This window comes from Roseobacter sp. CCS2 (assembly GCF_000169435.1).
Taxonomy (GTDB): domain Bacteria; phylum Pseudomonadota; class Alphaproteobacteria; order Rhodobacterales; family Rhodobacteraceae; genus Yoonia.
Genome location: NZ_AAYB01000004.1, coordinates 114,063 through 126,556, shown reverse-complemented (window position 1 = coordinate 126,556; position 12,494 = coordinate 114,063). Strand labels below are relative to the sequence as shown.

The window sequence follows — 12,494 nt, the reverse complement described above, 5'->3', positions numbered from 1 at the left end:
GACCCCTTGACCTTAAGAGTAAGCATCACCGCCGCCCTGAGCCTTGTTGCGTTAGCGGCTTGTGGTGATGATGACGTGATCCTGCCAGGCGATCGGTTCGACATCCGCGCGCAAACGGTCTTTGAAAACCAGACCTTGCCAGTGGCGTTGCCCGCAGCACGTGCAAATGCGGACTGGGGCCACCGTAATGGCAATCCAAGTCATAGCATCACGCATCCAGCACTTGATGCTGTTCTAAGCCCCGTATTTGTAGCCGAGATTGGCGAAGGCGATAGCAAACGCGCGCGCATCACGTCACATCCGGTTGTTGCCAATGGGATCGTTTATACCGTCGATGCACGTGCGCGTGTGACGGCGACGTCGGTCAGCGGGGCCAATGTCTGGACGCGCGACCTGACCCCAACCCGCGATAACGCAGATGATGCATCCGGCGGTGGCATTTCGGTTGGTGGCGGTCAGGTCTATGTCACGACAGGCTTTGGTGAGATCACGGCGCTTGATGCGTCGACCGGCGCTGAAGTTTGGACACAGGACCTTGATGCGCCGGCCCACGCCGCACCAACACTGCGTGGCGATCTGGTGTATGTTGTCGGGCGTGACAGCACGGCTTGGGCGCTTGATACAGCGAACGGTCGCATCCGGTGGCAACGCTCTGGCGCGCCGTCAACGGCGAATTTCGCGGGGGGCGCATCGCCTGCGGTCAGTGGCGAATTTGTCGTCTTTCCGTTTCCTTCTGGTGAGGTGCTGACGACCTATCCGCGCGGTGGTCTGACCCGGTGGTCAACGGTCATATCCGGTGACCGTGTGGGAAATGCGGCTGGTGTGATCAGCGACATTTCAGGTGATCCGGTAATTGTCGGTAACCGCGTTTATATCGGCAACTTTGGTGGTCGCACTGTTGCGATCAATCTGGATGATGGCGAACGACTGTGGACCGCAACCGAAGGATCAGTCAGCCCGGTATGGCCTGTGGGAAACGCTGTGTTTTTGATCAATGATCTGAATGAACTGGTCCGGCTTGATGCCAATACAGGTGACCCGATCTGGCGCACCGCGATGCCCACGTTTAACGATGAACAACGCACGCAACGTCAAAAGCGTGTCTTCGCCCATTATGGTCCCGTTCTGGCGGGTGGTCGTTTGATAGTGACATCCTCTGATGGTCTGATCCGTCAGTTTGACCCGGCCTCTGGTGCGCTTATTGGTCAGATTGATCTGCCCGGTGGCGCTGCGTCAGGTCCTGTTGTGGCCGGTGAGACCCTTTACGTCCTGAGCAAAAACGGGCAATTGCACGCTTTCCGTTAAGCTGCAAGTGGTGTAGCTGCGCAGGCGAACGCCGTCAGGAGCCATAGACATGAGCTTTACCCTTGCGATTGTGGGTCGTCCCAATGTGGGCAAATCCACCTTGTTCAACCGTTTGGTTGGCAAGAAACTGGCCTTGGTCGATGACCAGCCGGGGGTGACGCGTGATTTGCGCGAAGGCGAAGGGCGGATTGCCGATTTACGTTTCACCGTGATTGATAGTGCCGGTTTGGAAGAAGCAACCGACGACAGCCTGCAAGGCCGCATGCGCCGTTTGACTGAACGCGCGGTTGAGATGGCCGATGTGTGCTTGTTCATGATCGACGCGCGCGCCGGGGTGCTGCCAGCGGATGAGGTGTTTGCAGATATCCTGCGCAAGAAAAACGCCAATGTAATTTTGGCTGCCAATAAGGGCGAAGGCAAAGCCGCCGATGCATCAATCCTGGAAGCTTATGCGCTGGGTCTGGGCGAACCGATCCGCATGTCTGCTGAACATGGCGAAGGCATGGGCGAATTGATGGATGTCTTGCGCCCCATCGCTGATGCGCACGCGGAACAGGCTGCGGCTGACGCGCCTGAGGTCGATGTGGATGTCGGCGAGGATGATGAAGATGCAGCGCGTGTTCCGACCCGCGCCAAGCCTTTGCAAATCGCCGTTGTGGGCCGCCCGAATGCGGGCAAATCCACCCTGATCAACAAGATCATTGGCGAAGAGCGTTTGCTCACTGGTCCAGAGGCCGGGATTACCCGTGATGCGATTTCGGTTCAGCAGGACTGGGGCGGTGTGCCGATGCGCATCTTTGACACCGCCGGTATGCGCAAAAAGGCCAAGGTGCAGGAAAAGCTGGAAAAGCTATCGGTGTCCGATGGTCTGCGCGCCGTGAAATTTGCCGAAGTTGTCGTTGTTTTGCTGGACGTTGAAATCCCGTTTGAGCAGCAAGATCTGCGGATCGCTGATCTGGCTGAACGTGAAGGCCGTGCCGTTGTTGTGGCCGTGAACAAATGGGATGTCGAAGTTGAAAAGCAAAGCAAACTGAAAGAGTTGCGGCAGGACTTTGAACGCCTGCTTCCGCAATTGCGCGGCGCGCCTTTGGTCACTGTGTCGGCCAAGACAGGCAAGGGCCTTGATCGTTTGCAGCAAGCAATCATGCGCGCGCATGATGTGTGGAACCGTCGTGTGTCCACTGCCAATCTGAACCGGTGGTTGACGGGGATGCTGGAACAGCACCCGCCACCCGCACCGGGCGGGAAACGCATCAAGATGCGCTATATGACCCAAGTGAAAACGCGGCCGCCTGCGTTTGTGGTGATGACCTCGCACCCTGATATGATGCCCGAAAGCTATAAGCGGTATCTTGTCAACGGCTTACGCGTTGATTTTGATATGCCCGGCACGCCAATCCGTCTGTTTCTGCGCGATCAAGGCGACAAGAATCCTTACAAGGACAAGAAGTCCTCGCAACCGTCGCGCCTGTCAAAGCACCTTAAGAAGGGACCGACCGACCGCTAGCGCGTGTCGCCGCAATCAGACCCAGCAGGATGACGATGCCAATACCTGCTAGCGCCGATACCGTCCATGTGGTCAGACCGTTGCCCACGATGATACCGACAAGCGCCCAGATCACAGTTAGCCCATAAGGTGCCGCCGCGCGCCGCATCATAACGATGCCAGTGACAACCAACGCACCGGTGATCCCGATATAGGCCCAGCCCATCGCATCGGTCAGTATGCCGTATCCTGCCGCAGTGCTGCCCAGCGACACAAATGAAGCCGCCGTCAACCAGCCTGCGTAAATGCCAACCGACACTGCGAACCACCATAGATCAGTAGCAGGCGCGCGCAGCAAAGCGATGATCGCGGTGATGGCCATCACGAAAATCAGGACTGTCGCCCAGACAGCGCTGGCGTTCGCGACCGAAAGCCACGTTGTGCCAACTGCCAGGCTAAGGATCAGCGGCTTGCGGGCAAAGTCCCACGCGGTATCTTCAGCGCGTTTTACGATACCATAAACCGCCGACACCGCCAGCCAGCCATAGATCAGACCCCAGATCGCGAATGCATATCCTGCGGGCTGGATTGGTGGATCAACCTGCGGGATCGGCAATTGATCGGCCTGAAAGCCGCTGAAGGGTGCGGTCAAAAACGGCGAGATTACAAAAGTCGCGGTAAAGATAAGGGTGAGGAGGGCGTAAATCTGTTTCATATCTATCAACATAGTGCAGTTTGATCCGGTTCCATCGCAAGGTCGGGAAAAGCGGACTTGTCCGGTGACTGACCTTGGGTCAGCATCGTGGCATTCAACGGAAAGGTATTAGTATGAAACGGATAGCGATTTTCATTGATGGAACGTGGAATAGGCCCGATGCCGAACACCCCACGAATGTGGTGCGCATGTCGCGTTGTATCTTTGGCAGCGATGCAGACGGTAACACACAGCAAGTCATTTATTCGCCCGGCGTTGGGTCAGGTACTGGCAATAACTGGCTGGGCCGGAAGATGGATACAATTTTTGGCGGCGCGCTTGGCTGGGGCGTGCTGAACCTGATCGAGGACGTGTATCGCGACCTTGTGTTCGCCTATGAGCCGGGGGATGAGATTTATATCTTCGGGTTCTCGCGGGGTGGTTTTGCCGCCCGGTCTTTGGCGGGTTTGATCAGATCGTGCGGCATCCCACCACGTCGCCATATCGGGCGCATACCGCAGGCGATTGCCCGCTATGTTAGCCGTGATAAAGACACCAAGCCTGATGACCCATCAAGTTACCTGTTCCGCGAGGATTTTGCGCCTTACACGGCGACCAGCGATGCTGAGTTCAAATGGCGCATAGATCGCGGTGATACCGGGGCGGTCAATCTTAAGATTGCCTATCTTGGTATTTGGGATACGGTCAAAGCGCTTGGTATTCCCGCATTTTTACCGGGTGCCAAAAGGTTCAATGCGCAATATCAGTTCCATGATGCCGACCTCAGCCGGTCTGTAAGTGCGGCCCGTCATGCAATTGCCATTGATGAGCGGCGCAAAACGTTTCCGGCAGCACCCTGGGCCAATTTGGATCGGCTGAACGACGGGGATGAGACCCGCGAGACGCCATTATATATGCAGCAGTGGTTTCCGGGAAACCATGGATCAGTGGGTGGCGGTGGATCACGGGTCGGGCTGTCGTCGGTTCCTTTGATTTGGGTCACAAAGGGCGCCGAGAACGCTGGCTTGCGCATTGATTGGGGTGAATTTGACCGTGTCGCGATCCGCTTTGATCCGGTCAAAGAGGCGCTGGATAACAAATTTGGCCCTGTCGGACTGTCTGGATTGCTGTTGAATGGACTGCAGACCGATCGTGATGGCCCCAAAGAGGTCGAAGATATCGCGGTCGCAACACTGGATCGGCTTAACGCTGACCCCGGTTATCGCCCGGCATCATTGAATTTTGTGAAAGATGATCTGGAAGGGCGCGCCGCGTCAGAGCTTGCGGCATTGCGCGATTTCTTGATTGCGCGTGACGCAGGCCCCACCCATGAGGTTGACAGCACCTTGCGCCCGCGCGGGTGGGAAGCGCCGCGCAATGCGGCACTTCCGTCAGATGATCAGACCAGTTGACCGTCGGCGTCGATCCGGGTTTTGCCACGTAAATAAGGATGCAGTGCCGCTGGCAGATCGACGGACCCATCTGCCTGCTGCCCGTTTTCCACCACCGCAATCAGTGCGCGGCCAACGGCCAGACCTGACCCGTTCAGCGTGTGCACAAACTGCGGTTTACCCCCGGCTTCGGGTTTGAACCGCGCGTTCATCCGGCGCGCCTGATAATCGCCCGCGACCGACACGGAACTAATCTCGCGGTAGGTGTTCTGCCCGGGCAGCCAGACTTCGATATCGTGGGTTTTTGTCATGCCGAAGCCCAGATCACCGGTGCACAGCACAACCGTGCGGTAGGGCAATTCCAGCTTTTCAAGGATCGCTTGGGCGCAGCCGGTCATGCGGTCGTGTTCCGCGGCACTGTCCTCAGGCTTTGTCACGCTGACCATTTCGACTTTTTCAAACTGGTGTTGGCGCAGCATGCCCGATGTGTCGCGGCCTGCTGACCCGGCCTCTGACCGGAAACATTGCGTGTGGGCGACATAGCGGCGGGGCAGATAGCTTTCGTCAACGGTCAAGCCATTGACGATATTGGTCAACGTGACCTCTGCCGTTGGGATCAGCCACCATCCGTTGGTGGTCTGATAGCTGTCTTCGCCAAACTTTGGCAGCTGGCCTGTGCCATACATCATTTCTTCGCGCACCAGCACGGGCGTGATCGTCTCAAGCAGCCCGTGTTCTTCGACGTGCACATCCAACATGAATTGCGCCAGCGCGCGGTGCAGGCGGGCGACAGCGCCGGACAACAAAACAAAGCGGCTGCCAGAAAGTTTGGCAGCGGTTTCAAAATCCATGCCGGGGCGGATGGCGGGAATGTCAAAATGCTCAAGCGGATCAAAATCAAGGGTGCGGGGCGTGCCATGGCGATGGATTTCGACGTTATCGTCCTCATCATCGCCATCGGGAATGCTGGCATCGGGCAGGTTTGGAATACCCATCAACATATCGGTCAGGGCGGCGTCTTGGGCCTTTGCCTCATCATTCAGAGCGGCGATTTCGGCTTTCTTTTCACCCACCAATGCGCGCAGGCGTGCAAATTCGTCCTCATCACCGCGGCCTTTGGCGGCACCGACCTCTTTTGCGGCTTTGTTGGCTTCGGCCTGTGCTGTTTCAGCCGCCAAAATCTTGGCGCGCCGCGCCTCGTCCAGTGCCAGAATTTGGGATGATACCGGTGCGTTCCCACGACGTGACAAAGCCGCATCAAAAGCGGCGGGGTTGTCACGGATTGTGCGAATGTCATGCATGGCATCGGTCCTTTTGCGTTGTGTGGTGCGCGTCATATGCCCGATTGCGGGGCCCAAGTGAACTGGGAAATGCGCTGATATCGCGGTTGGCGATTGCTTTCCCTTTGTGCTGCCCCCATATCGCATGAAAGCCTGATCAAAACCGCGCCAATCGCGGTTGCCAATCATGGGTGCCGGACATAATGTGCCGCAAGTTTCCAAGGCGCAAACGCCGCACGACCAAAAGGGATGGAATATGAGAGCCGAAGACCTAATCATGCTGCTACTGATCTTTGCGATCATGTACTTCCTGTTGATCCGCCCGCAGCAGAAAAAGCTGAAACAACACGCCACAATGCTGGAAGGTCTGCGCCGCGGTGATCAGATTATCACCCAAGGCGGTGTTGTCGGTAAGATCGTGAAGGTCAAAGAGGACGACAGCAACGAAGTTGAAGTCGAAATTGCCAAGGACGTGAAAGTGCGCGTGGTCAAATCCACGATTGCAACCGTGATCAATAAGACCGAACCGGCAAAAACCTAAACATTTCGCCGGCGAGGCAGGCTCTATGCTTAACATTTCGTTCCCCAAGCTTGTGATGATCTGGCTGACGGTTATCGTTGGTTTGACCTTTGCGATGCCCAACGGTTTTTATGGCCGGGTCGAAACGCATAATGATGCGATGGCAGAGATTGAAACTGGCGTCACCAACGCAGAGCTTGAGGCCGATGCGGCCCAGTGGCCCAGCTTTTTGCCTTCCAACCTTGTGAACCTTGGCCTTGATCTGCGCGGTGGTGCGCACCTGCTGGTCGAAGTGCAGGTTGAGGATGTGCATGTGTCATTCATAGACGGCTTCTGGCCGACCGTGCGCGATGCGCTGCGGCTTGAAACCCAGACGATCGGCTTTTTTGAGCAACTCGACAGCCCGCCCACAGAATTGCGTATCCGTATTTCAGAACCGGCAGGTGCGGCCCGCGCGTTTGAGATTGTACGCGGGCTGGCAACGCCTGTTGCATCCTTCACTGGTGCAGCTTCGACCAATATTGATGTCCGCCTGAATGGTGCCGTCCTGACCATCACCTTAAGCGAAGCAGAGATTGCCGCGATGAACGAGCGCACGATCATGCAAACGCTTGAGATCATCCGCCGCCGTATTGATGAAGTCGGCACGCGCGAACCAACTATCCAACGGCAGGGGTCAGAGCGTATTCTGGTGCAGGTTCCCGGCGTGGGATCGGCGAACGAGATTATTGAACTGCTGGGGACAACCGCGCAGTTGACGTTCAATCCTGTTATCAGTCCGACATCCGATCCTGACGCACGCCCCGGAACGGGCAACATCATTCTGCCGTCGCTGGATACGCCGGGGCAGTATTACATTGTGCAACGCCGTCCCGTTGTGACGGGCGAAGATCTTGAGAATGCCCAGCTTGATTTTGACCAGAACGGGCGCCCTGCGGTTGCTTTCCGGTTCAATACATCAGCCGCGCGCGAGTTTGGTGATTACACGCTGGAAAACATTGGCCGCCCCTTTGCGATTGTGCTGGATAGCGAAGTCATTTCCGCCCCGACAATCCAAAGCCATATTCCGGGTGGGTCCGGCATTATCACCGGTAACTTTACAGTCGAGGAAGCCACGAACCTTGCTGTTTTGCTACGTGCGGGTGCTTTGCCTGCCGAACTGGAGTTCCTTGAAGAACGGACCGTTGGCCCGGAATTGGGTGCAGATAGTATCGCGGCCGGGCAGATTGCCTGTATCGTCGCGGGTATTGCGATCCTTGTGTATATGATCCTGAGCTACGGTTTGTTTGGTGTGTTTGCCAATATCGCATTGGTGATCAACGTGGCACTGATCTTTGGCTTGCTTAGTATTGTGGGTGCCACGCTGACTTTGCCCGGTATTGCGGGGATCGTGCTGACCATCGGTATGGCGGTGGACGCCAATGTGATCGTGTTTGAACGGATCCGTGAAGAGTTGAAAACCGCCAAAGGCCCCGCGCGCGCGATTGAGCTGGGCTATGAAAAGGCGCTGTCGTCCATCATCGACGCCAACATCACCACGTTTATCACGGCTGTGATCTTGCTTGTTATGGGGTCTGGCCCCGTGCAGGGCTTTGCCTGGACGCTGATGTTTGGGATCATGACATCTGTTTTCACCGCGATCTTTGTTACCCGGTCACTGATCGTGATCTGGTTCTCGCGCACCCGCCCTAAGACAATCGAGGTTTGATATGCGTCTAAGACTGGTTCGCGAAAATACATCGATAGATTTCTTTAGCCGGGCGCGGATCTGGCTGGGCATTTCTATGGTGGCGATGGTCATCGCTTTTGCGTCTTTCCTGATCCAAGGCCTGAACTTTGGTATTGATTTCACAGGCGGGACAAGCATCCGGACTGATAGTGCGATCCCTGTTGATGTGGGGGCTTATCGTGCTGCGCTGGAAACGCTGGAATTGGGCGATATTTCGATCGCCGAGGTGAACGACGTGCTTTTTGACGAAGATCAGCATGTGGCGCTTGTGCGTGTTCAGGCGCAAGAGGGCGATGAGCGGATCGCATCTGAAACAATCGAAGCTATTCAATCCGCCTTGCGCACCATTGATCCTGATATGGCCTTTCCGTCGGTCGAAAGTGTGGGTCCAAAAGTGTCGGGCGAATTGATTCAGACATCAATTATTGCCGTGGCTTTGGCGGTTATTGCGATCTTGCTGTATATCTGGCTGCGCTTTGAATGGCAGTTTGCTGTCGGCGCTGTGCTGGCGCTGTCGCACGATGTGATCCTCACGATTGGGATATTCTCGGAATTGCAGATCAAGTTTGATCTGGCGATTATCGCGGCGTTGCTGACCATTGTGGGGTATTCGATCAACGATACGGTGATTGTGTTTGACCGCGTGCGGGAAAACCTGCGCAAGTACAAGAAAAAGGACCTCAAAGAGGTTTTGAACGTTTCGATCAATGAAACGCTTAGCCGGACCTTGATGACCTCGGTTACCACAATGCTGGCCTTGCTGGCCTTGTTCACACTTGGTGGCGATGTGATCCGCGGTTTTGTCTTTGCGATGATGTGGGGCGTTTTGATCGGGACCTATTCGTCGATCTTTGTCGCCTCTGCTATCTTGCTGGTTCTGGGGGTCAAGCGTGACTGGTCGAAGAAAGACCCAAGTGCGGGCACCAAATACGGTCATATCGAGACCTGAGCGGGGGGGGAACCCATGCGCCTGAATGAAATTACCTATAACGATGCGGTGCCGATTGACGGCTACGGCCCGGGGTTTTTCCGGGTTGGTGGCAAAAAATACGATGGTGCGTTGCTGGTTTTGCCGACCGGGGTCAGCAGTTGGGGCGGATTTGACGATACCGCCACCGTGTTAGAGCATGTCGCCGATATAGATGTGCTGTTCGTGGGCACCGGAGCCGAAATCGCGCATCCCCCGCATGGTTTTCGCACAACGCTGGAAGACGCAGGGATCGGGGTTGAAACGATGGCCTCTCCTGCTGCTTGCCGCACCTACAATGTTTTATTGTCAGAAGGGCGGCGCGTCGCGGTGGCCCTGTTGCCGATCTAAATGCTTAACGTCAAAAATCTGACCTGTGCGCGTGGTGGCATGCCGGTGCTGGCGGACGTCAGTTTTGTGGTTGATGCGGGAACAGCACTGATTTTGCGTGGCCCGAATGGGATTGGTAAAACGACCCTGTTGCGCACATTGGCGGGGTTGCAGCCTGCCGTCGCAGGCGCAGTTGCGTTTCCAGAGGATGAAGGCGCATATGCCAGTCACGCGGATGGGATAAAAACAGCGCTGACCGTAACCGAGAACCTCAAGTTTTGGGCAGATGTGCATGGCACACCCTTACCTGACAGTATTCTTGAGATATTTGATTTGGCTGATTTGCGGGACCGTTTAGGCGGCACGCTGTCGGCAGGCCAAAAGCGCCGCCTTGGGTTGGCGCGGCTTGCTGTGATCGGGCGCAAGGTTTTGTTTTTGGATGAACCAACCGTGTCGCTTGATGGGTTTTCGGTCAAGCTTTTTGCCGATTGGTTACAAAACACGCACCTAGCGGCGGGTGGCGTCGCCGTGATTGCCACACATATTGATTTGGGGCTGAATGCACCCGAACTGGACCTGACGCCATTCAAAGCTGCCGATGATGCCAGTGGTGGATCAGACGAGGCGTTCTTGTGATCGCGCTGCTTTTTCGCGACCTGCGGCTGGCGATCCGGGCAGGGGGGGGCTTTGGTCTGGGCCTTGCATTCTTTTTGATTGTCGTGGTGCTGGTGCCCTTTGGCGTGGGGCCTGAAACGGAATTGTTGTCGCGCATCGCACCGGGTATTTTGTGGGTCGCGTCCTTGTTGGCAGCCCTGCTTTCGCTCGACCGTATCTTTGCGCTGGACTATGAAGATGGATCGCTCGCGCTTTTGGCGACCTCACCGCTGCCACTGGAAGGCGCGGCTATGGTCAAAGCCTGCGCGCATTGGATCACGACGGGCCTGCCGCTTACGCTTGCCGCGCCAGCCTTGGGTTTTCTGCTAAGCCTCGCGCCAGAGGCTTACGCCTACCTTCTGATCTCGCTTCTGATCGGCACGCCGGCGTTGTCGATGATCGGAACATTTGGTGCCGCGCTGACCGTTGGCCTGCGCCGGGGTGGGCTGTTGCTGTCGCTTTTGGTGCTGCCGCTTTATGTGCCGACCTTGATCTTTGGGGCTGAGGCCGTGCGCCGTGGTGCCGAAGGGTTGGACCCGACCGGCGCGCTGATGTTGATGGCGGGGATTACGGCAGGATCATTTGCCTTATTGCCGTTCGCCACTGCGGCTGTGTTACGCATCAATCTGCGGTGATCGGGGATTGTTGGGATGGATGAGGAAGGATAGATAGCGCCTATGTCGATGTGGGAATATGCCAATCCAAAGCTGTTCATGGGCTGGACCAAACCAGTCCTGCCCTGGAGCTTTGCGCTGGCCGGGGTCTGCCTGGTCGTGGGCCTTGTTTGGGGGTTTTTCTTTACGCCTGATGATTTTCGCCAAGGATCGACCGTCAAGATCATCTATTTGCACGTGCCTTCAGCGCTGATGGCGATTAACGCGTGGATCATGATGCTGGTCGCGTCTTTGATCTGGGTGATCCGGCGGCACCATGTGTCCGCCTTAGCAGCAAGGGCCGCGGCACCTGTAGGCGTCGTTTTCACGCTAATCGCGCTGTTCACAGGTGGGATCTGGGGGCAGCCGATGTGGGGCACCTATTGGGCGTGGGATCCGCGTTTGACGTCGTTCCTGATCCTGTTTTTGTTCTATCTTGGCTATATCGCCTTGTGGGAAGCCATCGAAGACCCCGATACAGCAGCGGATTTGACGTCCGTCTTGTGCTTGGTCGGGTCGGTCTTTGCGATCCTGTCACGCTATGCGGTGCTGTTCTGGAACCAAGGGTTGCACCAAGGCGCGACGCTGTCGCTGGACAAGGAAGAAAATATCTCTGACGTGTTCTGGTTCCCGCTTTTGGTTTGTATCGCGGGGTTCGTGCTGTTGTTCGTCGCATTGGTGCTGATGCGCACCCGTACCGAAATTCGCGCCCGCCGTATCCGCGCACTGGAAGCGAGGGCGCGCCGTGCCTGATTTGGGTGATTACAGAATTGAAGTGTTGTCTGCTTATGCCGTCAGCATCCTATTGCTCGCCGCCATCGTCTGGCTGAGTTGGCGGCGCTATGTCAAGGTCCGCGCGGCTTTGGACGAGGTTGAAAAGAATGGCTAAAATCTCGCCTCTGATGATCATGCCGCCAGTGATTTTCGCGGCTTTTGCAGGGCTGGCGTTGGCCGGGATGCTGCGGGATAATCCAGATGAGCTGCGATCCACATTTATCGGCAACCAAGCCCCACCCGTGCCGCAAGAGGCGGTGCAAGGTACGGTGCAACTGACCGACGCAGACCTGCGGTCGGGCGACATCACCTTGGTGAATTTCTGGGCTAGCTGGTGCCCGCCATGCCGGGCAGAGCACCCGAACCTACTGGATTTAGAGGCGCAGGGGTATCGTATTGCCGGGATTAATTTTCGCGATCAGCAGTCGATGGCGTCGGAATATCTGGAAAATTACGACGATCCGTTCTTTGCAACAGCCTTTGACTTGCGCGGGCGGACCGCGATTGACTGGGGCGTGACAGCGCCGCCAGAGACGTTCATCGTGGATGGGGACGGAACGGTTTTGTACCGGTTTGTCGGGCCGTTGGTGGGGTCGGATTATGAGCAGCGGTTCTTACCGGAACTGGCGAAGGCGGTAGAGTAGTTGTCGGGGTAGACACCGACCTAAGAACTCAAAAAAGCCCAGTCAGATGACTGGGCTTTTTAGTTTA

The 12,494-nt window shown here is 56.5% G+C and carries 14 protein-coding genes; 12 read left to right on the top strand and 2 right to left on the bottom strand.

Annotated features, from left to right (window positions below):
• Positions 1–6 precede the first annotated feature (6 nt).
• Both RCCS2_RS13900 and der read left to right on the top strand, forming a co-directional pair.
• Positions 7–1,305, top strand: coding sequence for a PQQ-like beta-propeller repeat protein (locus tag RCCS2_RS13900; RefSeq protein WP_008235292.1), 1,299 nt, complete (start codon positions 7–9; stop codon positions 1,303–1,305).
• 49 nt (positions 1,306–1,354) lie between these two features.
• The gene (der, locus tag RCCS2_RS13895) at positions 1,355–2,812 is read left to right on the top strand and encodes a ribosome biogenesis GTPase Der (RefSeq protein ID WP_008235291.1); all 1,458 of its coding nucleotides are present in this window, start codon (positions 1,355–1,357) and stop codon (positions 2,810–2,812) included.
• On the opposite strand, the gene RCCS2_RS13890 is transcribed toward der, so the two are convergent.
• The gene (locus tag RCCS2_RS13890) at positions 2,787–3,506 is read right to left on the bottom strand and encodes a hypothetical protein (RefSeq protein WP_037294256.1); all 720 of its coding nucleotides are present in this window, start codon (positions 3,504–3,506) and stop codon (positions 2,787–2,789) included. The genes der and RCCS2_RS13890 overlap by 26 nt on opposite strands.
• 113 nt (positions 3,507–3,619) lie before the next feature.
• Between RCCS2_RS13890 and RCCS2_RS13885 the strand changes: the two genes are divergently transcribed.
• Positions 3,620–4,897, top strand: coding sequence for a DUF2235 domain-containing protein (locus tag RCCS2_RS13885; RefSeq protein WP_008235289.1), 1,278 nt, complete (start codon positions 3,620–3,622; stop codon positions 4,895–4,897).
• On the opposite strand, the gene serS is transcribed toward RCCS2_RS13885, so the two are convergent.
• Positions 4,885–6,177: a serine--tRNA ligase gene (serS, locus tag RCCS2_RS13880; RefSeq protein ID WP_037294254.1), complete on the bottom strand. Its 1,293-nt coding sequence runs from the start codon at positions 6,175–6,177 to the stop codon at positions 4,885–4,887. The two genes, RCCS2_RS13885 and serS, sit on opposite strands and share 13 nt — an antisense overlap.
• 235 nt (positions 6,178–6,412) lie before the next feature.
• Between serS and yajC the strand changes: the two genes are divergently transcribed.
• Genes yajC through RCCS2_RS13835 form a run of 9 tightly spaced genes read left to right on the top strand, consistent with a single transcriptional unit; the run spans position 6,413 to position 12,427 of the window.
• The gene (gene yajC, locus RCCS2_RS13875) at positions 6,413–6,697 is read left to right on the top strand and encodes a preprotein translocase subunit YajC (protein WP_037294253.1); all 285 of its coding nucleotides are present in this window, start codon (positions 6,413–6,415) and stop codon (positions 6,695–6,697) included.
• Positions 6,698–6,722: 25 nt separating this feature from the next.
• The gene (gene secD / locus RCCS2_RS13870) at positions 6,723–8,384 is read left to right on the top strand and encodes a protein translocase subunit SecD (RefSeq protein WP_008235284.1); all 1,662 of its coding nucleotides are present in this window, start codon (positions 6,723–6,725) and stop codon (positions 8,382–8,384) included.
• 1 nt (position 8,385) lies between these two features.
• Complete coding sequence (secF, locus tag RCCS2_RS13865; RefSeq protein WP_037294230.1) at positions 8,386–9,354, top strand: protein translocase subunit SecF; 969 nt, start codon at positions 8,386–8,388, stop codon at positions 9,352–9,354.
• Between the two features lie 15 nt (positions 9,355–9,369).
• Positions 9,370–9,723, top strand: coding sequence for an Mth938-like domain-containing protein (locus tag RCCS2_RS13860; protein ID WP_008235280.1), 354 nt, complete (start codon positions 9,370–9,372; stop codon positions 9,721–9,723).
• On the top strand, positions 9,724–10,338 hold the full coding sequence (ccmA, locus tag RCCS2_RS13855) for a heme ABC exporter ATP-binding protein CcmA (protein ID WP_008235279.1): 615 nt from the start codon (positions 9,724–9,726) through the stop codon (positions 10,336–10,338).
• On the top strand, positions 10,335–10,991 hold the full coding sequence (gene ccmB, locus RCCS2_RS13850; protein ID WP_008235278.1) for a heme exporter protein CcmB: 657 nt from the start codon (positions 10,335–10,337) through the stop codon (positions 10,989–10,991). The genes ccmA and ccmB overlap by 4 nt, the downstream gene beginning before the upstream one ends.
• 42 nt (positions 10,992–11,033) lie before the next feature.
• Positions 11,034–11,762 (top strand): heme ABC transporter permease, encoded by a 729-nt coding sequence (locus RCCS2_RS13845; protein ID WP_037294229.1) that lies wholly within the window; start codon positions 11,034–11,036, stop codon positions 11,760–11,762.
• Entirely contained in the window at positions 11,755–11,898 is a 144-nt protein-coding gene (ccmD, locus tag RCCS2_RS13840) for a heme exporter protein CcmD (RefSeq protein ID WP_008235276.1), read from the top strand. The genes RCCS2_RS13845 and ccmD overlap by 8 nt, the downstream gene beginning before the upstream one ends.
• The gene (locus RCCS2_RS13835; protein WP_037294228.1) at positions 11,891–12,427 is read left to right on the top strand and encodes a DsbE family thiol:disulfide interchange protein; all 537 of its coding nucleotides are present in this window, start codon (positions 11,891–11,893) and stop codon (positions 12,425–12,427) included. Before ccmD ends, RCCS2_RS13835 begins: the two co-directional genes overlap by 8 nt.
• Positions 12,428–12,494 lie beyond the last annotated feature (67 nt).